Below are 23605 nucleotides of genomic sequence, written 5' to 3'. Positions count from 1 at the left end.
ACTTTTTAAAATAAAAAAGCCATTGATTTGACTCAAAGGCTTTTAGCTAAGTATAGAATTTAAAGACTATGCTTTTGCTGCATTATTTACTCTTTCACGTAGCTCTTTGCCCGGTTTGAAGTGAGGAATATATTTATGTTTAACTTCAACATTACCACCGGTTCTTGGGTTTCTTGCTTTACGTGGTGCACGATAGTTTAAACTAAAACTACCAAAGCCTCGAATTTCTACACGATCGTTACTTTCCATAGCTAAAGCGATCTGCTCAATGATATCTCTAACTGAATCATCAACTAGTTGCATAGGAAGATGTGTCCGCCAGTTAACAATTCGTTCTACTAAATCCGATCTGTTCATGATCACTCCTAATTTATTTATGTGGTATGTAACTTCTTCATTTTATACCATAAAAGAAAAAGAGGGCAAGCCCTCTTTACTCTTTACATCGATATTTTTTACTCAGTTTTTGATGCAGCTTTGAATGCTTCAGCCATCGCATTAGTAAATGATGCATCTTCTTGAGTTGCAGTGTTATTTACCGCAGCAAGTGCTTCTTTTTCATCAGCCTCATCTTTAGCACGTACCGATAATGAAATTGCACGAGTTTTACGATCAATATTCACAATCTTAGCTTCAACTTCATCACCCACTTTTAATACAGTTGTCGCATCTTCAATACGTTCACGAGCAATATCTTGTGCTTTTAAGTAACCTTCGATACCTTCAGCGATTTCGATAGTTGCACCTTTAGCATCAACCTCAGTTACAGCACCTTTAACGATCGTACCTTTTTTATAGTTAGATGCAAAGCTACTGAATGGATCGTCTTCTAGTTGTTTAATACCTAAAGAGATACGCTCACGTTCAGCATCAACTTGTAACACAACCGCTTCAATATCATCACCTTTCTTATAAGCTTTAACTGCTTCTTCGCCAGGCATATTCCAAGAGATGTCTGAAAGATGAACTAAACCATCGATACCGCCATCTAAACCAATGAAGATACCGAAATCAGTGATTGATTTGATCTTACCGCTAACTTTATCACCTTTATTGTGTGATTCAGCAAACTGTAACCATGGATTTGGTTTACATTGTTTAAGACCAAGAGAAATGCGACGACGTTCTTCATCAATTTCAAGAACAATCACTTCAACTTCATCACCTAAGCTAACAACTTTAGATGGGTGAATATTTTTGTTTGTCCAATCCATTTCAGAAACGTGAACTAAACCTTCAACACCAGTTTCGATTTCAACAAAACAACCGTAGTCAGTTAAGTTAGTCACTTTACCTGTTACTTTAGTACCTTCAGGGTAACGTTTAGCAATTGAAACCCATGGATCTTCGCCTAATTGTTTTAAGCCAAGTGATACACGTGAACGGTCTTTATCAAATTTAAGCACTTTAACAAGTAATTCTTGACCAACTTCAACCACTTCACTTGGATGTTTAACACGTTTCCAAGCCATATCAGTAATATGAAGTAAACCATCAACGCCACCAAGATCAACAAATGCACCGTAATCAGTAAGATTTTTGATAATACCTTTAACTTCTGAACCTTCTTGTAGATTTTCAAGAAGTTGTTCTCTTTCTGCGCTATTTTCTGATTCGATAACTGCACGACGAGAAACAACAACATTATTGCGTTTTTGATCTAATTTAATAACTTTTAATTCAATTTCTCTGTTTTCGATATGAGAAGTATCGCGTAATGGGCGAACATCGACAAGCGAACCAGGAAGGAACGCACGAACTCCATTAAGATCAACCGTAAAGCCACCTTTAACTTTACCATTGATAACACCTAAAACTGTTGCAGCGTCATCAACTGCTTTTTCTAAAACTAGCCACGCTTCATGACGTTTAGCTTTTTCACGAGATAGGATTGTTTCACCAAAACCATCTTCAATTGAGTCAAGTACAACATCAACAACGTCACCGACTTGAACTTCTAATTCGCCTTGGGCATTTTTAAACTGCTCTACTGGAATTGCCGATTCAGATTTTAAACCAGCATCAACTAAAACAACATCTTTGTCGATAGCAACGACAGTACCGCGGATCATATTACCAGAACGAGTGTCTAGTTGATTTAAAGACTCTTCAAAGAGTTGAGCAAAAGATTCAGTCATATTTTTATATCTTAAATTAATATTAACGTCCACATTACATCCTGTCTTATGGGGTTATTTACGATACTCCACTCATCCTTGAAATAGAGCTTGGTTAACACACGCTGTAAACAAACTTACAACGCAATTTTTTTGTTTATATACGTAATAGATTGATTAAAAACATCTTGAATCGAAAGCGATGTAGTATCAATTATTAGTGCATCAACAGCAGGTTTTAGCGGCGCAACAACCCGATTACGATCACGCTCGTCACGCGCAGTTATCTCCTGCAAAATTTCGGCGAATTTAACATGATTTTTCCTATCTTGCAACTGTTTCATTCGCCTTTCTGCACGAGAGTGCGCACTTGCATCAAGAAAAATTTTAACTGGTGCATCACTAAACACCACACTGCCCATATCACGACCATCAGCAATCAAGCCTGGAGCTTTCCTAAAGTCACGTTGGCGCTGTAATAAAGCTGTTCTAACAGAATTAATTGCCGCCACTTTTGATGCAGCCCCACCCGTTTGTTCTGTACGAATTTCGTTAGTGACATCAACATTATCTAATAACACTTTAACATCACAACCATAAGTATCAAAAGTTAGTGGCAAATTAAGGGCTAATTGGGCTAATTGACTTTCATCATCCAACGCAATGCCTTGCTTAAGTGCGCTAAGTGCTAGTACACGATAGATAGCGCCAGAATCTAAAAGATGCCATTTAAAATGATTAGCTAACGCTTGGCATAAAGTACCTTTACCAACACCACTTGGCCCATCAACAGCAACAACGGGAACAAATTTATTCATTTTATTTTTCGCTTAATCGTTTAAATTGTTCAAAATAATCAGGAAAAGTCTTCATTGTGCATTTAGGATCTAATATTGTCACAGACGTATCAGAAAGTGCCACCAATGAAAAACACATAGCGATACGATGATCATTATAAGTTTCAATTTCAGCATGCGTTAATTTAGCGGGTGGCACAATAGTAATATAATCACGACCTTCATCAACGGTTGCACCGACCTTTTTTAACTCCGTAGCCATTGCATGTAAGCGATCAGTTTCTTTAACTCGCCAATTATAGATATTGCGAATGGTAGTAGGAGTTTTAGCAAACAGTGCTGTTGTAGCAATGGTCATTGCCGCATCAGGGATATGGTTCATATCCATATCAATACCATGTAATTCACCACATGAACATTCAATATAATCATCAGCCCAAGTTACTTTAGCACCCATTTTTTCAAGCACATGGGCAAATTGTGTATCACCTTGTAAACTTTTTTTACCAATACCCGTGACTCTCACTGTGCCACCTTTAATTGCAGCCGCTGCTAAAAAATAAGAAGCAGAAGAGGCATCGCCTTCAACTAAATAATCACCAGGAGCTTGATAACACTGATTAGCTTTAATAATAAATTTTTGATAGTTATGATTTGTCACCGAAACACCAAAAATAGCCATCATTTTTATAGTAATATCAATGTAAGGTTTAGAGACTAAATCGCCAATTATGGTTATTTGAGTATCATTTTTTGCTAGTGGCGAAGCCATTAACAAGGCAGTTAAAAACTGGCTAGATACCGAACCATCAACGTCAATATTACCACCGATAAAACCACCTCGAATATGTAGCGGCGGATAACCTTCATTTTCAAGATAATCAATTTTAGCACCACCTTGGCGTAGAGCATCAACTAAATGACCAATCGGACGTTCTTTCATACGAGGTTCGCCCGTTAATACAATGTTATTATGACCAAGACATAACGCTGCAGTTAAAGGGCGCATTGCCGTACCGGCGTTACCTAAAAAAAGCTCTAATGCATGGTCAGATTGCAACAAACCACCCACACCTTGAACATCACAGATGGTACGATCATGCGATAGCTGATACTTCACACCTAAGGCCGCAAGTGCATCAAGCATATAACGTACATCATCACTATCCAGTAAATTAGTTAAGCGCGTATTACCTTTACTCAATGCTGATAATAATAAAGCACGATTAGAAACACTTTTTGAACCAGGCAAATTAATCGTACCACTAAATTTTTTTATTGGTTGTAATGTTAAGGATAACATAATGACTCTCTTTAATATTCTTTAAAATTTTTCTAGCGTCGTTTTTAATAAATCAATTGCTTGCTTATCTTTAGCACTATTTTTCCATAACTCATCAAATAAATGTCGATATCTTTTAATAGCATTATAAGATGACGTGATCGACGCAATACCAGTAGTTACATTAGGTAACTCACCTAATCGAAACGGACTCATTGCTAATGAAATAGGGTTACTATCTTGATAAAAAATCTGAAAAGCAATTGATGGAATTGCTTCTTGTGTAATAGCAATAGTGGGTGCAAAGGATTGTTGTTCTATTAGCTCGATTAAATGATAAACTTCTTTACGTGCTAATAACATCCTTTCTGACTTCTTGCCTGGCGAAATTGTCAAATTTCCCACTAAACCAATATGCAAAAACCGCTCTACATTACGCAAACTAATTAAATTAATTACCTTTGGGACTGATTGATGAAACTGCTTTTTACGTTCTTTTAAAATTGACAAAATGACAGAATATTTTGGGTGATCAATCGATTCATTTGATTCATTTAGCATCAGAGCTAAATGAGCAAGATAATTTGGTGAAGTTAATAAAAACGAAAAAGGGTCGAAGTGAGAATAGATATGGGTTGATTGTTCTTCTAACTGACGCATACGCTCAAAAAAACCTTCACCACTCGAATAGTATTCAGTATCAATGCCAAGCAAACTTGCAAAAGACGTATCGAGTAAAGATGCCAGTCGCTCTAAAGTTTCAATTTTAACGATTTCGCCTTTTTCTAACCGATAGACTGCTGCTCTTGAAATTTTAAGACTATCAGCAACATCTTCAGCCTTCAGTGAAGCGGCAATCCTATACGCACGTAAACGTTGACCTATAGCACAATAATCAATCGATCCAGTAATCATAATATACTCAAACTATTGGGATTTTGGCAGTGTATCACAAGGTGATAGCAATGCCAATTTTTGGCAAAATGTTTCAGGTGTAGCCTATATTTTCATCAACAACTTAAATAACACCTATTTTAATAACTCATTTTGCAATGCCGATACATTTTCAAATTCAGTAAACTCAGAAATTGCCTCTGGTTGTTTAGCATTATCTTCACGCTTACCAAGAACTTGCGATGCAAATACAAAACCTTTTTTATCCATAACTGAACGGTTATAAAAATCAACTAAATCTTGTTGAGTGATTTTTTTCAATTGTTCAATTTTTTTGTGCCGTGAATCAAACATAAAACGCGAATTCCGATAGTCAGCCATATAACGACTAAACTCTTCATCCAATGTTTGCGGAGGCATTTTCAATTCATCAAGTACCGCTTTTTTATATTGCTCAATATCTTCTTTAGATAATGCTTTAAGCTTACTTAATATAACAGGATAAAATTCTTGGTAACGCTTAAATAAATAAACTGGATCGTATTGGTTGCTTTGAATGATAAAACTCATTCCAACTGAATCTCCAACTGTAACAGGGCCTGCAAATACAGCGTAGCCGAGTTGCTCGTTAGTACGCAATTGATCAAAAAACCATGGTGATATGATTTTAGACAGCGTATAACTTAGCATACGACTGCTAATTCGATCATAACCGGTTGGAATATAGCTCATCATCAAAGCATTATCAGTGCTTTTCGCGTGTTGAGTCATTTTGGCCTCCAATGATTTTTTAATCTGAATATTATCAACAGGAGTAAATTCAACATCACGCACTAGTGTTTTTTGAATGGAATGATAAAGATCTAAAGAATCCTCGTTAGACAAATTACCCAAGCTAAGCATATAAGGTACTGAGTGGGTTAATAAATTATCGCGATAAGTTAACACGTCATTAATAGTCATTGTTGCTGTGATTTGACGTCTTTCATCCCGTTCAAAATACGGCAAATCTGACAATTCATTAACAGGATTAACCGCCAACCAATAACTTTTAGCATGCTCAGATTTATCCAATTCCTGCAAATACCAAGATTTAGCTAACAATAAGCTTTGCTCATCAATCGTCACATTGCGATAACTATTAAGAATTGCTGTCACCATTTTAGGTAGATGCTGACTAAAGCCACTAGCTGAAATCATCAGGCCATTATCATTATTTGTTGATAACGAAATACCCGCAACCCTAGCCTGAAATCGTAATTGTTCTAAATTACGACTTGCAATGTAATCAAGTAAATTAAAAGCGACCTCTGCTTTAGCATCACTAAAAGCCTCGTTATTCCGTAACGAAACCACAATCGCCGCTTTAGGTTCAGTTTTGAAATATTGACTAACAAAATGAAGATGATTACCACGTTTACTAAACCCAGCTGGTTGAGCTTGAGCACGGTTTTGCTTCACAATTGAAAAATCGTCAGGAATATAAGGATTTAATTCAGGTAAACTAAATGTGAAATTTTTGCCTAAAGCCAACCAATTCGCTTTTTGCTCACTAGTAATATTATCGATTTTATAAGGTGCGTCTACAAAATAAGCCGTCTTATTAGTCGTTTGATTTGGTGAAATAATCCAAGCTCTAACGTTATCCGGCGTTAGGCTTTTTAAGCGAGCGGCGATCGCTGTTTTATCAAAATTATTAGCAATAAAATCAGAATTTAATATATTTTTAACGGGGTACAACAACATCTGATCAGATAGCCATTCCACATAAGACATATCACGCTCAACATCCTGATACTTAAATTCTAACGCTAAGACTTTCTTAAGTTCTTCATAATAAGCATCAGAAATTCCTTGCTTTTGAATTAACTGTAAATAATTAAAAATAGCCCCAATAACTTTATCTTTTTGGGCGAGACCATCGTCGGTTAAGCTCACATTAATACTCAACATACCGCTATTACCATAACGGATAGGGTTGATAGACGAACTAATACCTTCAATAAGTCCCTGCTTTTGTAACTGATCAGACAACGTGTTGGGGCTACTATTATCAATTAAATAAGTAATATATTCATCGCTTTTATCAGAAAATTTATCTAAATTGTTTTCCATTGGAAATTGTAAAAATAGCAATTTCTTAGGTTGCGCTGGCACCATTGCAATCTGTTTGCTTAGCACATTTGGTGTGATCGCTGGCTTATCAACTATTGGAGCATTAATATTTTTATTAGGGATTTTACCAAAAGTGTTTTGAGCTAACTTTGCCAATTTATTGATCGACTGATTACTATAAATTACCCCCACCATGATATTAGACGAATAATAATCTTTATGAAAAGTCACTAAAGCATCTTGTAATTTACTACTTGGTTTATCACTTAATGTTTCTAAATTACCACCCGAAAATTGTGACGATGGGTGATTAGGGTTAATAGTTTCGGAATTAACTTGTTCAATACGAAAACCATCGTTCGATCTAGCCATCGTCATTTCGGCATTAACAGCATTGCGTTCTTTATCGGCAAATTTAGGATCTAAATTCGGCTCGGCAATAGCATCGGCTAAATGATCTAGCGCTTTATCAAATGCGCTATTTTCGACCTCAAAATAAAACGCAGTTCGATGTGTGGCAGTACTGGCATTATAGCTACCAGAATGAAGGCTTAAAAACTGAGAAAAGCTTGCTGGTTCTGGGTAATTTTTCGATCCCATTAATACCATATGTTCAGCATAGTGCGCCAGTCCTTGCTGATCTTTTGGATCTTGCAGTGACCCAACTGGTAATGCTAACGAACCGAGTGACATAACAGCATTAGGATCAGACACAAGTAACACGCGCATTTTATTTGATAGCTCAATCACTTCATATTGGCGCTTATCGCGCTCACTTTGCTGAACTTTTTCTAACAAAACGGGGCTCACAAGCTTATTTTCAATAGCAAACGATACCGGTGAAGTAGTCATAGTTAATAATCCAATAAAACTACCTATTATTAAATTAACTATTTTTTTATTTTTCAAATCCATAATATTCACTCGCTTGACTTTATCGTCAAAAAACTGCTGTTAAAGAGAAAGAAGCGGATTTATCAAAACACCTAGGCATAATAATAAATTCCGCTATTATGTGATAAATACAATTAATGTTCCCGAGTTTTTCTAAATTCAACATCAGGATATCGTTCTTCGGTCAAATTCAAATTAACCATACTTGGCGCAATATAAGAAAGATTATCTCCCCCATCCAAAGCCAAGTTCTGCTCGCATTTGCGCTTAAACTCTTCTAATTTTTTCACATCAGAACATTCAACCCAACGAGCGGTTGTCACATTAACAGACTCATAAATGGCTTCAACGTTATATTCCGATTTTAAACGCGCAACCACCACGTCAAACTGTAGTACCCCGACAGCACCTACAATTAAGTCATTATTAGTTAATGGACGAAATACCTGTACGGCACCTTCTTCAGACAATTGCACTAATCCCTTTAATAACTGCTTTTGTTTCAGAGGATCTTTAAGACGAATTCGGCGAAACAGTTCCGGTGCAAAATTAGGAATACCGGTAAATTTTAAATTTTCCCCTTGAGTAAAAGTATCACCAATCTGTATAGTACCGTGATTGTGTAATCCAATAATATCGCCAGCATAGGCTTCTTCAACTTGTTCACGATCACCCGCCATAAATGTTAAGGCGTCAGTAATATTGATATCTTTAGCCAAACGAACATGACGCAACTTCATGCCTTTTTCATATTTACCCGATACAATGCGCATAAATGCCACGCGGTCACGATGTTTAGGATCCATATTGGCTTGAATTTTAAAAACAAAACCACTAAATTTTTCTTCTGATGATTCAACTTCGCGTTTATCACTCTGCCGTGGCTGTGGTGTTGGTGCCCAAGCAGTTAAACCATCAAGCATATGATCAACTCCAAAATTACCTAGTGCCGTACCAAAAAAGACTGGCGTTAAGTCACCCGACAAGAAAGCATCTAAATCAAATTCATTTGATGCCCCTTGCACTAACTCAAGTTCTTCACGCAGTTGCTGTGCTAAATCATCACCAACAGCCACATCCAAATCAGGATTAGAGAGTCCTTTAATAATTCGGACTTCTTGTATAGTATGACCTTGACCCGATTGGTAAAGGTATGTTTCGTCTTTCGCTAAATGATAAACACCTTTAAATAACTTGCCACAACCAATCGGCCAAGTAATTGGTGCGCACATTATATTTAGCTCGTTTTCGACTTCATCAAGCAATTCCATCGGATCGCGAATATCACGGTCTAACTTATTCATAAACGTCAAAATTGGCGTATTACGTAATCGTGTCACTTCCATCAATTTACGTGTACGATCTTCAACCCCTTTTGCCGCATCAATCACCATCAAACAACTATCAACCGCTGTTAACGTACGGTAAGTATCTTCAGAAAAATCCTCGTGCCCTGGGGTGTCTAATAAATTAACTAAGCAATCATTATAAGGAAACTGCATCACAGATGTCGTAATAGAAATACCACGCTGTTTTTCCATTTCCATCCAGTCTGACTTAGCGTGCTGAGCATTAGCTCCACGACCTTTAACCGTACCGGCTGTTTGGATTGCATGACCAAATAAAAGTACCTTTTCGGTAATGGTGGTTTTACCGGCATCAGGGTGAGAAATAATCGCAAAAGTGCGACGCGCATTGACTTCGTCTAAATAAGCTTGTTCTGTCATAAAATAAACTGTTTTAACCTACAAAAAATAATCGCTCATTTTAGCAGGTATCCGCCTATTTTGCCATTGATGTTACACATAATGCTATTTACCTTATTTGATTATCTATGCATAATATTTCCACTAAATCAGTAATGCATGATTTTACGGCTTCTCAATAAAAAACTACAAATCCTGCATTTTAGCGCAATAACCGGAACTAACCATAACTATGAACATTCGTGATTTAAAACTGTATTTACATTTATGCGAAACCTGCCACTTTGGCATAACCGCGAATGCCATGCATGTTAGCCCATCGACCTTATCAAGACAGATCCAACGGCTTGAAGAGCACTTTGGACACCCGCTATTTATTCGCGACAATAGGCAAGTACAAATCACTCAAGTCGGCGAAAAAGTAAAACACTTTGCTCAACAGGTCATAAACCTACACCAGCAACTAAAGCACGAGTTGGATCAATCGAACCAACAACTTGTTGGCGAACTAACTCTTTTTTGCTCTGTCACTGCCGCCTATAGCCACCTACCTGAAATACTTGATCGCTTTAGGATCCACTACCCACTTGTGGAAATAAAACTATCCACGGGCGATGCCGCAGATGCAGTTGAAAAGATACAATCAAATGCAGCCGATTTAGCCATTGCTGGAAAACCCAAACAACTCCCGAACGGCATTGAATTTTTAAAATTTGGTGAAATTGAAATGGTCTTGTTGATCCCTAAACTTAACAGCTCATTTAGCGACAAATTACATCAAAAACAACCAGACTGGCATAATATCCCCTTTATATTGCCAGAACATGGACCAAGCCGTCACCGCATTGATTTATGGTTCAAGCAAAGAAAAATCACCAACCCAAAAATCTATGCAACAGTTGCCGGACACGAAGCCATTGTATCAATGGTTGCTTTGGGCTGTGGCGTAGCCTTATTGCCCAAAGTCGTAATGGACAATAGCCCTGAACGGATAAAAGATCGTATAACCGAATGGTCAACCAACTTAATGGAACCGTTTGATGTCGGTATTTGCGTACAAAAAAAACGACTATCAGAAAAAATCATCGCCGCTTTTTGGGACATTAGCAGTCTAAATTTACCCAATAACGAATAATAAAAATATAGTGTATAATCGAGCCTTAAAAGAAATAAAACTATAATAATAAATGTATTACTCAACCAATTAACTATAGCTGAACGTCATTATAATGGAATTAAAAATGAAACAGATAACAATAAAAACATTAGCCTCATTAATACTTCTTTCCGCTTTCGCTATGCCATTGGCCGCACAAAACAATCCAACAAAAGCGCCTAAAACTGACAAAAGCACAAAAGCAAGTACTTCTAAAAAAAGTACCAATGCAAACAAAAATAAAAATGCAAGTAATAAAGCAAATGCTAGTTCAAACACCAATAAAAGTGAGAACACAACCACAATTTTATCTCCAACACCAGAAACCAATACCAATGTAAACAACAATAACAACCCTCAAATTGGTAGTGCTATCACAAAACCAAAGTGGCTAGTTCGTAGTACCTTGGCTTATTATGATGGTGATGAAAATGACCTTGTCACCGCGGGGCTTGGTTTTACACCATTGTCCACAACTATTGTGACACCAGAAGTTGCCATTCCAACCAAACCACACTTTCAAGAACGACGACAAGCCAAACTCAATCGTTATATTGATACAAAAAATGGCGAAGGAACATTATTTGGCTTTAGAAAACAAGAATTAACTCCTTTATTTGATGGTAAAGTTACAGGTACTGAAATAACTGCCGTACAACGAGAAGACGGTGTCGGCATGTTGTTGCAAATTCCGATTGATTTTAATAAAAATAACCCCTGCATTATTGTCGTTCCGGCTAGTGATTCAGACGGAATATTAAATGCTAAAGATGTACAAATTCGCGGATTATGGGGACTTCGCCACAACTGCGCAGTAGTATATAACGACAAAGGTTTAGGTAATGGCATTTATGACATTGAACACAAAGTTGGCTTTACTGTATGGGGCGATGTAAAAGACAGTAATATCTTATTTTCTACATCAATTAACAATAGAGAGAAATACATCAAAAAATATCCCCACCGTTATGCCATCAAACAACTACACTCAAAACAAAATGCCGAAGCTCGTTGGGGAGAACATGTACTAAAATCCATTGAATTTGCCTTTTATGAACTCAACAGTATGTTTTCACCCAATCAGAAAACAATATACAACAAAGATAACACTCTTGTCTTAGTGTACGGTGCAAGCGATGGTGGCGGAGCAGCACTAAAAGCAGGCGAATTAGATACCCAAAATATGATTGATGGTATTGTGGCAGTCAATCCACAAATTCAACCAAATATAGATAAATCTCAGATTACACTAAAAATAGGCAACACGCCACAACAAAAACTAGCAGCCAAATCGATTGCAAATTATAGTGCTTATGGTGCATTATATATACCTTGTGCGATTCCAGCAATAAAACCCTATAAAGATGATTCTTATGTGCCTTATGCAGATTATTTTCTTTATTCTCAAGAGCGCTGTAATGCGCTAAAAAAAGCAAAATTGCTAACCAAAGGTACTCCTGAAGAAGCGCTAGAAAAACTCCACAAAAATGGCTGGACACCAGACATGGATATTCAGCTACCATACTTCTACTATACCGAATCAATTGGCCTACCTTATCAATATATTAGCGCTTATGGCAAATACGATGTCACCGAAAACATGTGTGGTTTTTCAGTAGCAAGTACTCAGCAAAACCCAATATACTACAGTGGCAAAGTGGCGCCATTAGAAGAAGTTTCATTTGAACAAGTATGGGGAATGGCAAATGGGCATCTACCGCTGTGGAATGGGAATAATGCAACGATTTTGGATCTAGTTGAAAATGAAGATCTTAATACTCCAAGGCGCGAATTTTACTCTAGTTCACAAACAAAAGACACGGTTGACTATGGCACTAAAGGTTCAATTTGCGTCTATAAAAAGTCACAAGAGCCCCGCGTTAATCAAGGCATAAAACAAGTTATGGCATCGGGTAATTTGCACGGCATAAAAACCTTTATTGTGCATGGTCGTAATAATGTTAAACAACTACCCGACTACACATCGCGCCCTTATGTCGCGTTAAATAGTTTGGTTGAAGGCCAACAATCACAACTAAGATATATCGAAGTTGAAAACGCAAGCTACTTAGATGGCGTAGCACCATTTGACAACACACTACTACCAATTGATTATTATGGTGAAGATGCTATCGAATGGTTATGGGCTAACTTAACTAAAGAAGCAACCCTACCTGTAAGTCAAGTGGTGCATACAAAACCCCGTGGGGGCAAAAGCGGTTATGCGCCACAAATAACCGACAAAAATTTAAAACCAATAATGCAATCCCCAAGTCGCAATGATATCATTCAAAAAAATGATGGCAAATTAATATTGCCAAATTAACAACCAATACCCCAAAACAACTTTAGCCAATGCCATCTTTTACCGCTAAACAAATTTTGGGGTATAACACAAAAAACAACGACTCAAGTTGCGCATAGTATTGCTTAATATCAACAATGGTTTCTCTTAACAAATACAATTTTGGTCGTCGATTTGCCATGCCACCAAGTACATCACCAACAAAATCAATAGAAGCATAATTTTCTAGCCACGATCCTTGCCACATTGCATTCATAAAATTCTGATAATCGGCAGGATACGCGCTAATATAAGGTTGGATATGTACTTTTGTTACTTGATTAAATTGAGCCACACTTGGAAGTAACCCATAATTAACCCAATGTTTTGACAAAAAGTGATCCCAAACAATATCTAACGCAATTGGAGCTACTCGCTGATGTGATTTTCTAAACAATAACTTAGCTTGCTTAACTTCAAATAGGCTATCGGTCAAACTATCAATTTTACGATGCAGCATAATGCCATCGGCAATATCGCAGTCATAAGTTAAATAAGGATCACCTTTAACAAAATCTGCCACGGTATTACCAATTAACGAACTGCTCGCTAATGTAGCCAAATGCAAATGTGCCAAAATATTCATAAAAATAGCAACACTTGTTATTCGCGATGCTTAAATTCGCCCTCGGCAAAACCTTCGCGCCAATAGCTGGTAATATGAAAAGCATCTGGTGACAAATGGCTATATTTTTCCTTAACCGCCTGGCGAACAAGCCGCGCCAACGAACATTCCATGCCTCCCCAAAACAACAGTTTATCGTGTTCTGATAAATCCGCACTCATTACACCATCAACTAATTGATGGGGATTACTCTCATCTTGCACAAACCAGTTAACTTCAATATGTTCGCTATCAACCAATGGCACGATATCATTTTTGTCATTAACTTGAATAAAGGCAAACGCTTTTTGTTTTTTAGGAAGATGTTCAAGTGTGTAACAAATAGCTGGCACAGAAGAAATATCACCAACTAAAACCAAACAATCATCAGTAAACTGTAATTTACTTGCAGCGCCAATCAAACCAATTTGGTCACCAATTTTAGCATTTTGCGACCAAACAGAAGCCAAACCCGAGTCATGAATGGCAAAATCGACAAAAAACTGATTGGTGATACGATCAAATTCCCGCACACTATAACTACGCACAAGCTGACGTACTTTATCACCGATCACGATTTTATTATTATTATCAAGCTTAGGAAATATAATTTCGCCAGTTAAAGGATCGGGAAAAAGTAATTTTAAATAAGGACAAATCCATAGTGGATTGACATTAATAGGTTTATTGCTACTAAACTGGACACGAATAAAACTCGGCGATATTTTTTCAATACTCAATACTGTTAATAGTGCATTAACAATAACTTTTTTATCTATTTTAATTTTTTGTTCTTTTTTATCCATCGTGTCAGTCCTTATATTTATTGTAGTCAAGTGCATCATACAATAAAAAATGTTAGAGCAATGCTATTTTTACAATTGAAAAAACAGATAAACTTGTTTCATCTAAAATTGATAAAACAAGCTTCAAACAAGATCAAATTGACAATCAAATTTAAAAAGTTAACGATCCAAAAGTACTACGCCAATCTTGATCAAACTTAGCAATGGCTGCATCAACCGCAGGATCTGAAATAAAAAGCTCAGCAACATCAACAGGCAACGTAATTGCCTTACAACCTGCTAGCATGCAATCTAATGCTTGTCTTGGTGTTTTGAAACTAGCGGCCAACACCATAGATTGTGGACAATGCAAATCTAATAATTTTTGCAATTCGAGCACAGTATCTTTACTATTTCCACCTTGAGCATCAATACGATTGACATAAGGTGCAATATATTTAGCGCCAGCAAGCGCACCTAAAAAACCTTGCCCTGCCCCATAAACGGCTGTCCCCAACGTTGGAATACCTTGTTGAGTTAACTCTTTAATTGCAATCAATCCTTGGGCATTAACAGGAATCTTTGTCACAATTGAAGGTACCGCCTTTCTAAGTTGATGAGCTTCTTTTATCATCTCATCGGCATCACTTGAAAGCACTTGTGCAAAAAGTAGTTTATCTGGACCTAAAACATCTTGTAATTGAACTAATATCGGAAAAATAGGCTTACCAGACTTTGCCACAATACTCGGATTAGTGGTAACCCCACTAATCCGCAACACCTTAGCTAAACGTTTAATAGCAGCAATATCGGCTGTATCTAAATATAATTCCATAATTAACTCCTAATTCGGATCAACCATCATCAATTAACGTATAACACCATTTTCATAACCAATATAGTAAAAAAAAATAACATAATGGCCTAGAAGACGATCTTGGCTTTTACTGGATTTTTGTACGCTAAATAAAAAAATGAGATTTAGATCACATAATCAAAAACTAAAATTAACTTATTAAATAAAATAGCAATTTAAATTAATTTTCATTTTTTATATTCATCTAAAATCTAAACAATTGCACATTACTTAACTTATCGTCAATACAATTTTATGACCGAATCTATCAATAACGCATTAGCCAAACTAGTGAATCATCAACAGACTATTAACCACATCTATTTTGCCAACAACAGCGCTAATCCCCCTTTACTGGCCTACCAAGTCAACTTTCCCAGAATTGAAATCATATTAGAAGGAAAGCAACAAATGTTATGGGCGGATAAAGATGGTAAAACCATTGAAAAAACTTTATTGACTAATGATCTGTTATATATTTCTGCTCAAAGCTGGAACAAACCCATTTGGACAACCCCTGTTACATCATTAAGTATTTTGTTTGGAAAACAACAAATTGGAATGAGCTTATTGCACTGGGATGGCACTCAATTAATCCCCCATGGACAAGTAAACAAACCTAGGCGGGGTCCAAGAGTGGGAACATTTATCATTCAAGCGCTTACAGAACTAAATTGGCAAAATCAATCACTGGAGCAAAACCAAACAGCATACTTTCTGATTCAAAGCTTGCTCAGCAATACACTAGATTTACTTAATGTTGAGATCGAAACATCATCAAAAACCACCAGCCTATTTGAAGCTATTCGCCAATACATTGATACCCACTTTCGTGAAAATATTACACGCGACTTTTTAGCTAATATGTTTTACATTTCGCCCAATTACTTATCACATCTATTTCAACGCGAAGGCAAAATAGGATTAAACGAATATTTAAACCATATTCGCTTAGAATATGCAAAATCGTTATTGAAAGATTATGATCTGAATGTAAAAGAAGTTGCTCTGGCATCAGGTTTTAAAGATAGTAACTATTTTTGTCGAGTTTTTAGAAACAAAACAGAGCGCTCTCCAACAGAATATCGTCGCCAGTATCACAGTAAATTATTGCGAAAATAACGTGATTATTGTCGGGATTAAATCGAAGAATGTTGATAGCAATAAAATTGAATAAAGTCACGATTATTGTTGATCGTTTTGAACTTATTTTTTATTAAAAAAATTGGCAAAAGTGCTATACCTTGCCCTTTTTCAACAAGATTTAATAATTGACTTAACGAGTCCACCGTAATTAGTTTTTCAGGTGGATAACCGCAAGCTAACGTTTTTGCTCGCAGTGGACAATGCTCATCATTATTAATCAATATTGGTAGATGATCATTCTCTAAAACTGATTGACTTTGCAAAAAAGCAACAGGTAACTGCTGATTCGCTATTAAACAATAGTCTTGATGATTTAATTGATTAAAAGTAATAACCTCATCATAGCAATGCTGATTAATTTCATTCAACATGTCATCCGTTCGTTTAATAACTATTTCAGTTGATTCAATGTGATATTTTGCATTCTCTATAACAATTAATTGAAATAATAGTTCCGAGATTAACAAGGTTTTACGTTTAGATTTAAAGGAGTGCTTAAGTTGCGAAAATTGCTCCAAAGTTTGCAAAGTAAAATGATAAAACTGTTGCCCTTTTTCGGTTGGTTTTACACCATCAAAACCCCGAACAAATAACGGTGCTTGTAGCTCATGCTCTATCTTTTTTAAGTGAGCCGTTAAATTTGATTGCGTATAGCCCAAAATCTTAGCTGCTTTATTAAGGCTATTATGCTCATAAATCGTTTTAAAAATCTGTAATCCCTTAAAGTTCATATTGCACGGCGACCTATCACTTTTTTTGATACCCAAATCATAAATTAGAATTATTCAAACCTCAATTAAGTTTTTAAACTAAACGCAACATTCAAAGGAGATAAAATATGCAAGCTATGCAATATAAAATTAATTTACCCGCCGACTATGATATGAATATCATCAAAAATCGGATTAAAGATAATGGATATAAAACTGATCATTTTACTGATCTTTTATTCAAAGCTTATCTAATTTCTGAAAAAGATAATGACAATATAAGCAATAGTTATTGTCCACTTTATATTTGGAAACAGACAGAAGGTATGAATACGTTTATTTTTGACGGCTACTTCGACAATATCATTGCGTCATTCGGTTGGCAAAATATCAATATTGGTATGACGACTAAAATTGAATTAAATGATAATTTTGCTCAAAGCAGATACATATTAGAAGAAAATTTCATTATTCCTGCTCAAGCACAATTAAATAATTTTGATTTTAGAATTCCTAAATATCAATATTATACAGGTCAAGTAGTAATTTATAATCCTGACAAATGGGCTTATGCTATATTTACTTTTTTTAAAGACAAACCAACTAAAGCCAATCAAAATTTATATCAAGTTTTACATCTTTCATTAGATAACTAATTTTCAAAATAGACGTTGAGTAACGATAAAAGAGGGGGGGATGATCTCCCCTCTTTGCTTGGGCATAACATCAGTGTTCATAAAATCCTACATTATTAAAATGTCCATAATCAATCGATATCAAAAAAATCAATCTAACTTAGGATGCTGATCCACCAAATCCTGTCGCTGTTTTTTTAAAGTATCGATTTGCTGTTCTATATCTTCGACTTTTTGCTCTATCGAATCAAAGTGATCAGATAAAATTTCTTTGGCTTCTGAGCGATCCGATGCCGCAGGTGTTGCACCTCGAAGCGGTTTATTTGCAGTTTCATTCATTTTTAAGCCAGTCACTAACCCAACTACTGCAACCACCATTAAGTAATAAGCAGGCATATACAAATCACCACTTGCCTCAACCAACCACGCTGCGACAGTTGGCGTTGCCCCAGCAATAAGTACAGAGATATTAAAGGAAATAGCTAAAGCACTATAACGAATACTTGTTGGGAAAATAGCTGGTAAAATAGAAGCCATCACACCCGTAAAGCAATTAAGAAGTACAGCTAAAATCAATAATCCGATAAAAATAAGTCCAATAACATCGCTGTTAATCATCATAAATGCAGGATAAGCAAGGACAAGTAAACCAAAACTACCACCAACAATAAAAGGTCTTCGCCCAATTTTATCACTAATCAAACCAATCATTGGTTGTACAAATAACATACCAATCATAATTGCGATAATAATTAATACACCATGATCTGCGCGATAATGTAAGTTATGCGATAAATAGCTTGGCATATAAGTAAGTAACATATAATAAGTCACATTGGTAATAATCACCAATCCGACACAAACAAATAAACTTTTCCAATATTTAGTGAATATCTCTTTAAAGGTCATTTGGGGTGGATTAGCAATGTTTGTGCGCTCATTGTTATCCAATGTATCGGTGTGTTGCTGAAATGCGGGAGTTTCATCTAGAGCATGACGTAAATACAGGCCAATTAATCCCAATGGTAATGCAAACAAAAACGGAATTCGCCATCCCCAATCTTGGAATTTTACTTCGCCAAGAATACTTGATAACAGCACAACTAAGCCAGCACCAACTAAAAATCCGGCAATTGAGCCAAAATCTAACCAACTTCCCATAAAACCACGCTTACGGTCTGGCGAGTATTCTGCAACAAAAATCGCCGCACCTGAATATTCCCCACCAATTGAAAACCCTTGAGCCAATTTAGCGAGTAACAATAAAAGCGGTGCAAAAATACCAATAGTTGCATAAGAAGGAATCAGCCCAATACAAAACGTACTTAATGACATGATAATAATTGTGACAGAAAGAATTTTTTGACGCCCCAATTTATCACCAAGTACCCCAAACACCAAACCACCTAATGGGCGAACTAAAAATGGAACCGAAAAAGTCGCCAAAGCAGCTACTACCTGAATACTTGGCGATGCATCAGGAAAAAACACTTGCCCCAAAACATAAGCTAAAAAGCCATAAACACCAAAATCAAACCACTCCATAGCGTTGCCAAGCGCAGCTGCGATAATTGCCTTTCTTAATTTATGATCATCAATGATGGTAATATCATTAATATTTAATGGCTTCCTTTTAAATCTTATTGCTTTTTTCATAACATACCGCCTATTTAAATTCAAATAAAGAAAAGGAATAAAGAGGTAACATCAATGATATAATTGTGTGATGTAAAAATAATATCAGCGATATTACACAGAAAAATACACTAAAGGACTAATAAAAATTGATGCAAAATCAAATAAAACAAAATAAAAAGAGGACAATAAAAAGCAAAAACGGATAAGTGATTTCGGCTAGCCATATTGCGACTTGATAGCTGTGAAACAATTCCTTTTCATGAAAATTGTGTACCAAGTATAACAAAATATCCCACTTTAGTAAAACGCAACAACTAAATAGCCCAATGCTACTTTTGCTCACTGCAATTACGAACCGTCGACTTTTTAGAACAAAGATAAATACCAATAACAATAAACAATGTACTGATAATATGAAAATTAGCGATTTCGGTATGCAAAAATAAAATACTAAAAACGCCACCTGATAAAGGAATAATATGGGTATAGATCTGCCCACGACTTGCGCCAATTTCAGCAATACCTCTATTCCAAAATAGATAAGACAGCCAAGAAGCAAAAATGGCAATATACAATAACCCAAGTAAAAAGCTAGCATCAGTATAATGCGCTAGGTTTTCAACAGGATAAAAATAGAAATACACTAAAGCAATAGGTAGTAACATCAAAGAACCTAATACCGCACTAACTGTTACAAAAGCATTGCCGGCAATAGATTTATCTTTTAAACGTAAAAAGGCACTATAACAAGCCCAGCTCATTGCCGATGCCATTGCCCATAGATCGCCTTGATTGATATTGTTCAATGAATTTAAATTAGTTAAATTCCCTTGTAAAATAAGATAAATAACCCCCATTGTACTAAACAACACACCTAAGATGTTATTTTTTGAAATTGAATCATTAAATAACAATTTATTCATAACTAAAACCATGCCAGGAGTTGCAGAAAGGTAAATTGACGCATTAAGCGACGAGGTATATTGCAATCCCACATACAACGTTAAAGGAAATAAAATCTGACCAAAAATCGCCAGCAAACAAATTGACCCAACTGAATTTTTAATCTTAACCCAATCATTACGCACTTGATGGTGATACAAACAAAGCAATAACACCGCAGTGATAACCCAACGACCTTCAGATATCACCATAGGATCGGCTTGTGTCACCAAAACACGTCCAACAACATAGTTCCCGCCCCAAAAACAAGCAGCCAACGTAAGTAATAGATACGGCATAACAAGCCCCTGACATTAGAATGAAGATACGGTAGAATTTACCAATATTATATACCTAAAATAAAGCAAGAAAATAACCGATTTAACCATACTCTTTACCTACCTATATCATTTTAGCTCATCATTATTTTTCCACATTACAGCGATAGCATTGACTTAACCTAGTATCCTTCATCATTATCCATTAAAATAACAAAATAAAAACTGACAAGGTGCCTCTTATGCGCTGGAAAGACCAAAGAGAAAGTGACAATATTGAAGATCGCCGCTCACAATCAAGCAGTGGAATGGGGACCGCAATTCCAATTAAAGGTAAAGGCAAAATTGCTTTATTTATTGTCGTTTTAGTAGCGGGTTATTACGGTGTTGATTTGACTGGATTACTCAGTTCCGACCTAACCACCTCAGACAGCACACAGCAAACCTCCTCAGAATATACAGCAGATGACCGCGAAGCAGCCAAATTCACTTCGGTCATATTAGCTAGCACCGAAGACTACTGGAGCGAGCAATTTCAACGTTTAGGCAAAACCTATGTCCCACCTAAATTAGTGCTGTATACTCACTCAACCCAGACATCGTGTGGCACAGGCCAAGCTGTTATGGGGCCGTTTTATTGTAATATAGATAAAACAGTATATTTAGACCTCTCCTTTTATCAAGAGATGAAACAACGCCTTGGTGGCGGCGGTGATTTTGCGCAAGGTTATGTCATCGCCCACGAAATTGGTCATCATGTACAGAATTTACTTGGAACATTTAACCAAGTTGCACAACTAACGCAAGATCAATCAGACACCGTCAAAAATCAAATATCGGTAAAATTAGAATTACAGGCAGATTGCTACGCAGGAATGTGGGGTGGGGCAACGCAATGCAAAAAAAAGAACATTCTTGAGGTTGGCGATATAGAACAAGCATTAAAAACAGCGCAAGCCATTGGCGATGATCGACTGCAACAACAAAGTGGCGGTTATGTTATGCCCGATAGCTTTACCCATGGATCATCAAAACAGCGTTATACATGGTTTAAACAAGGATTCGATAACGGCTCGATTAGTCAATGCAACACTTTTGCAGAATCAGAATAAACGTCAAAAAACCCCAAATTGTCTTCCACCATTTGGAAGACAACTTTGCCAATCCCCATCATTAATGCTTATCCTTAACCAAAGCACAAAACAGTAATGAAATGGCAACCATAGCAAATGCAATCCAATAAATAATTTCATGCCCATAAGATTCAGAAACAAATCCTTGAATAATTCCCGCTAAAATAGTGCTACAAATGATACCATTATTAAATAATGTTGAGGCAACCCCCATTCTTGTTGGTAATAGATCTTGAAAATAGATAATGCCAATGTTTGCAACAATACCAATAAAAAGTGCATTAAAAAGTTGCAAAGCAAATAATGCAAATTCGTCAGTAAATAAAATCATACCAACATAAAACAGCAAACCACAAATGATAGCGATGAAAAACAAATTTCTCTTACCCAAAACAGGCACTAAATAGCCCGCAATAAGCATAGCTGGAATTTCAATGCCTGCCGCTAATCCCATTAATTTCCCAGGTAATGAATCGGATAAATGTAATATGGAATTCACATAAAGTGGCATATCGATGATATACATCATATTAGCAGTCCACATAAATACAGTCGAAAGCAATAAATAAACGACATTCCTATTTTTAAATAGCGACTGGTTAGCTGATTTTATATCAATCGTATTATCAATTTGTAAGACGGGATTTTTTTCAACCGAAGGTAAAAAAAAGGCTGCAAACAACATCGCAACGAAAAACATAGACATCGCACTTAGGTACATGACGGTAAAACCATAGTGGATAGCTAAACCAAATGAAAGAGGAGGACCAATCACCCATGCTAAAGAAAGTTGTGCTCGGATTAACGAATTAAATGCTACAACATTACGCCCCGTTTTTACTGCATATTCACGGGCAAGTGCAAAAACTTGTGGCATAGCGGCAGATGATAAAGCGGCAAACAAAACACCAAGTGTAATTAAAATATAATAGTGCCTAGAAAAAGCAAATATCACACTATTAACAACCCCCATCAAACAACAAAATATAACAATATTCCGCCTATCACCTTTTTTGTCTGAATATTTAGCCAATAAAAAACTTCCAATGATACTTGCTAATGCATTCACTGAAAAAAAGAGCCCAACTAAACGGGGATCGGCCTTTACTTCAAAGGTCAAAAACCGACTTAAAGTGGGGGATTGTAAAGCACCGGCAATGCCAACAATAAAAGTAGTAAATAAAAAAGCGACGAAAATAACACCTTGACTTCGGCGAAAGGAAGAAACATTAGCCATAAAACAATCCATAGATGAGTTTTTGTTGATTATATACTTAAAGTCGGCGTAAAAGTAATAAAATTCAAAGGGGGAATAATCTGGATATAAGAGTGTTGCTTTAAAAATCAACATATAAAAATTCAATAAAATCAATACATTTTCTGACTGTTTTTTAGCAAGAAATAAGGACTTTTTTTTGGTTGGTGCATAGAATGAATTAGGTGTAGTAGTTTCGGACGTTTGCCGTTTCGTGTTCAAAACAACTATCTTGACCACGTCCGAAATCTTGCCACATCAAAATAAACCACGAATTTAAACCACAACAACGCATCTGCAATAGTTTGCCCCAACTGC

19 protein-coding genes are annotated in these 23605 nt (G+C 36.3%); 5 read left to right on the top strand and 14 right to left on the bottom strand.

Going from position 1 to position 23605, the window contains the following annotated elements; genetic code table 11:
* Nucleotides 1–66: 66 nt before the first annotated feature.
* From ihfB to prfC, 7 genes are all read right to left on the bottom strand, one after another.
* Nucleotides 67–357, bottom strand: a complete 291-nt coding sequence (ihfB, locus tag GQ598_RS04350) for an integration host factor subunit beta (RefSeq protein WP_091349902.1) — start codon at nt 355–357, stop codon at nt 67–69.
* A 98-nt stretch (nt 358–455) separates the two neighbouring features.
* Nucleotides 456–2138: a 30S ribosomal protein S1 gene (gene rpsA / locus GQ598_RS04345; RefSeq protein WP_091349995.1), complete on the bottom strand. Its 1683-nt coding sequence runs from the start codon at nt 2136–2138 to the stop codon at nt 456–458.
* 116 nt (nt 2139–2254) lie between these two features.
* Nucleotides 2255–2935, bottom strand: coding sequence for a (d)CMP kinase (cmk, locus tag GQ598_RS04340; protein ID WP_160402514.1), 681 nt, complete (start codon nt 2933–2935; stop codon nt 2255–2257).
* A 1-nt stretch (nt 2936) separates the two neighbouring features.
* On the bottom strand, nt 2937–4220 hold the full coding sequence (aroA, locus tag GQ598_RS04335; protein WP_160402549.1) for a 3-phosphoshikimate 1-carboxyvinyltransferase: 1284 nt from the start codon (nt 4218–4220) through the stop codon (nt 2937–2939).
* A gap of 18 nt (nt 4221–4238) precedes the next feature.
* Nucleotides 4239–5111, bottom strand: a complete 873-nt coding sequence (locus tag GQ598_RS04330; protein WP_160402513.1) for a helix-turn-helix domain-containing protein — start codon at nt 5109–5111, stop codon at nt 4239–4241.
* Between the two features lie 114 nt (nt 5112–5225).
* Nucleotides 5226–8057, bottom strand: coding sequence for a pitrilysin (ptrA, locus tag GQ598_RS04325; protein ID WP_160402512.1), 2832 nt, complete (start codon nt 8055–8057; stop codon nt 5226–5228).
* A 176-nt stretch (nt 8058–8233) separates the two neighbouring features.
* On the bottom strand, nt 8234–9826 hold the full coding sequence (prfC, locus tag GQ598_RS04320) for a peptide chain release factor 3 (RefSeq protein ID WP_160402511.1): 1593 nt from the start codon (nt 9824–9826) through the stop codon (nt 8234–8236).
* A gap of 211 nt (nt 9827–10037) precedes the next feature.
* Here prfC and ilvY point away from each other — a divergent pair, with 211 nt between their 5' ends.
* A complete protein-coding gene (gene ilvY / locus GQ598_RS04315; protein WP_160402510.1) occupies nt 10038–10940 on the top strand; it encodes an HTH-type transcriptional activator IlvY in 903 nt (300 codons plus the stop codon).
* A 106-nt stretch (nt 10941–11046) separates the two neighbouring features.
* The gene (locus tag GQ598_RS04310) at nt 11047–13287 is read left to right on the top strand and encodes a 3-hydroxybutyrate oligomer hydrolase family protein (RefSeq protein WP_160402509.1); all 2241 of its coding nucleotides are present in this window, start codon (nt 11047–11049) and stop codon (nt 13285–13287) included.
* A gap of 22 nt (nt 13288–13309) precedes the next feature.
* On the opposite strand, the gene GQ598_RS04305 is transcribed toward GQ598_RS04310, so the two are convergent.
* The 3 genes from GQ598_RS04305 to fsa form a co-directional block, all read right to left on the bottom strand.
* Nucleotides 13310–13891 (bottom strand): ACP phosphodiesterase, encoded by a 582-nt coding sequence (locus GQ598_RS04305; RefSeq protein WP_091349927.1) that lies wholly within the window; start codon nt 13889–13891, stop codon nt 13310–13312.
* A gap of 17 nt (nt 13892–13908) precedes the next feature.
* Nucleotides 13909–14715: a siderophore-interacting protein gene (locus GQ598_RS04300; protein ID WP_160402508.1), complete on the bottom strand. Its 807-nt coding sequence runs from the start codon at nt 14713–14715 to the stop codon at nt 13909–13911.
* A 151-nt stretch (nt 14716–14866) separates the two neighbouring features.
* A complete protein-coding gene (gene fsa / locus GQ598_RS04295) occupies nt 14867–15529 on the bottom strand; it encodes a fructose-6-phosphate aldolase (protein WP_160402507.1) in 663 nt (220 codons plus the stop codon).
* Between the two features lie 276 nt (nt 15530–15805).
* Between fsa and GQ598_RS04290 the strand changes: the two genes are divergently transcribed.
* Entirely contained in the window at nt 15806–16672 is an 867-nt protein-coding gene (locus GQ598_RS04290) for an AraC family transcriptional regulator (RefSeq protein WP_160402506.1), read from the top strand.
* Between the two features lie 17 nt (nt 16673–16689).
* Here GQ598_RS04290 and GQ598_RS04285 read toward each other — a convergent pair whose 3' ends face one another.
* A complete protein-coding gene (locus GQ598_RS04285) occupies nt 16690–17427 on the bottom strand; it encodes a LysR family transcriptional regulator (protein ID WP_160402505.1) in 738 nt (245 codons plus the stop codon).
* A 107-nt stretch (nt 17428–17534) separates the two neighbouring features.
* Here GQ598_RS04285 and GQ598_RS04280 point away from each other — a divergent pair, with 107 nt between their 5' ends.
* Entirely contained in the window at nt 17535–18062 is a 528-nt protein-coding gene (locus GQ598_RS04280) for a DUF4865 family protein (RefSeq protein WP_160402504.1), read from the top strand.
* A gap of 129 nt (nt 18063–18191) precedes the next feature.
* Here GQ598_RS04280 and proP read toward each other — a convergent pair whose 3' ends face one another.
* The gene (gene proP / locus GQ598_RS04275; protein ID WP_160402503.1) at nt 18192–19697 is read right to left on the bottom strand and encodes a glycine betaine/L-proline transporter ProP; all 1506 of its coding nucleotides are present in this window, start codon (nt 19695–19697) and stop codon (nt 18192–18194) included.
* Nucleotides 19698–20008: 311 nt separating this feature from the next.
* On the bottom strand, nt 20009–20920 hold the full coding sequence (locus tag GQ598_RS04270) for a DMT family transporter (RefSeq protein WP_160402502.1): 912 nt from the start codon (nt 20918–20920) through the stop codon (nt 20009–20011).
* A gap of 221 nt (nt 20921–21141) precedes the next feature.
* On the opposite strand from GQ598_RS04270, the gene GQ598_RS04265 reads away from it, so the two are divergent.
* A complete protein-coding gene (locus tag GQ598_RS04265; protein WP_160402501.1) occupies nt 21142–22011 on the top strand; it encodes a neutral zinc metallopeptidase in 870 nt (289 codons plus the stop codon).
* A 61-nt stretch (nt 22012–22072) separates the two neighbouring features.
* Here the strand turns inward: GQ598_RS04265 and GQ598_RS04260 are convergent, their stop codons facing one another.
* A complete protein-coding gene (locus GQ598_RS04260) occupies nt 22073–23269 on the bottom strand; it encodes an MFS transporter (RefSeq protein ID WP_160402500.1) in 1197 nt (398 codons plus the stop codon).
* Between the last annotated feature and the right edge of the window lie 336 nt (nt 23270–23605).

Source organism: Gilliamella sp. Pas-s95 (assembly GCF_009795795.1).
Classification (GTDB): Bacteria; Pseudomonadota; Gammaproteobacteria; order Enterobacterales; family Orbaceae; genus Gilliamella; species Gilliamella bombicola.
Note: the sequence above shows the minus strand (reverse complement) of the source record. Positions and strands in the feature narration are given on the sequence as shown.

What these genes read in the sequence shown, in the direction of transcription:
- GQ598_RS04265 (WP_160402501.1), top strand. Translation starts at nt 21,142, where the DNA reads ATGCGCTGGAAAGACCAAAGAGAAAGTGACAATATTGAAGATCGCCGC.
- GQ598_RS04300 (WP_160402508.1), bottom strand. Translation starts at nt 14,715, where the DNA reads ATGGATAAAAAAGAACAAAAAATTAAAATAGATAAAAAAGTTATTGTT.
- GQ598_RS04310 (WP_160402509.1), top strand. Translation starts at nt 11,047, where the DNA reads ATGAAACAGATAACAATAAAAACATTAGCCTCATTAATACTTCTTTCC.
- fsa (WP_160402507.1), bottom strand. Translation starts at nt 15,529, where the DNA reads ATGGAATTATATTTAGATACAGCCGATATTGCTGCTATTAAACGTTTA.
- ptrA (WP_160402512.1), bottom strand. Translation starts at nt 8,057, where the DNA reads ATGACTACTTCACCGGTATCGTTTGCTATTGAAAATAAGCTTGTGAGC.
- cmk (WP_160402514.1), bottom strand. Translation starts at nt 2,935, where the DNA reads ATGAATAAATTTGTTCCCGTTGTTGCTGTTGATGGGCCAAGTGGTGTT.
- GQ598_RS04285 (WP_160402505.1), bottom strand. Translation starts at nt 17,427, where the DNA reads ATGAACTTTAAGGGATTACAGATTTTTAAAACGATTTATGAGCATAAT.
- GQ598_RS04305 (WP_091349927.1), bottom strand. Translation starts at nt 13,891, where the DNA reads ATGAATATTTTGGCACATTTGCATTTGGCTACATTAGCGAGCAGTTCG.
- ilvY (WP_160402510.1), top strand. Translation starts at nt 10,038, where the DNA reads ATGAACATTCGTGATTTAAAACTGTATTTACATTTATGCGAAACCTGC.
- ihfB (WP_091349902.1), bottom strand. Translation starts at nt 357, where the DNA reads ATGAACAGATCGGATTTAGTAGAACGAATTGTTAACTGGCGGACACAT.
- GQ598_RS04330 (WP_160402513.1), bottom strand. Translation starts at nt 5,111, where the DNA reads ATGATTACTGGATCGATTGATTATTGTGCTATAGGTCAACGTTTACGT.
- prfC (WP_160402511.1), bottom strand. Translation starts at nt 9,826, where the DNA reads ATGACAGAACAAGCTTATTTAGACGAAGTCAATGCGCGTCGCACTTTT.
- GQ598_RS04260 (WP_160402500.1), bottom strand. Translation starts at nt 23,269, where the DNA reads ATGGCTAATGTTTCTTCCTTTCGCCGAAGTCAAGGTGTTATTTTCGTC.
- rpsA (WP_091349995.1), bottom strand. Translation starts at nt 2,138, where the DNA reads ATGACTGAATCTTTTGCTCAACTCTTTGAAGAGTCTTTAAATCAACTA.
- proP (WP_160402503.1), bottom strand. Translation starts at nt 19,697, where the DNA reads ATGAAAAAAGCAATAAGATTTAAAAGGAAGCCATTAAATATTAATGAT.
- GQ598_RS04290 (WP_160402506.1), top strand. Translation starts at nt 15,806, where the DNA reads ATGACCGAATCTATCAATAACGCATTAGCCAAACTAGTGAATCATCAA.
- GQ598_RS04280 (WP_160402504.1), top strand. Translation starts at nt 17,535, where the DNA reads ATGCAAGCTATGCAATATAAAATTAATTTACCCGCCGACTATGATATG.
- GQ598_RS04270 (WP_160402502.1), bottom strand. Translation starts at nt 20,920, where the DNA reads ATGCCGTATCTATTACTTACGTTGGCTGCTTGTTTTTGGGGCGGGAAC.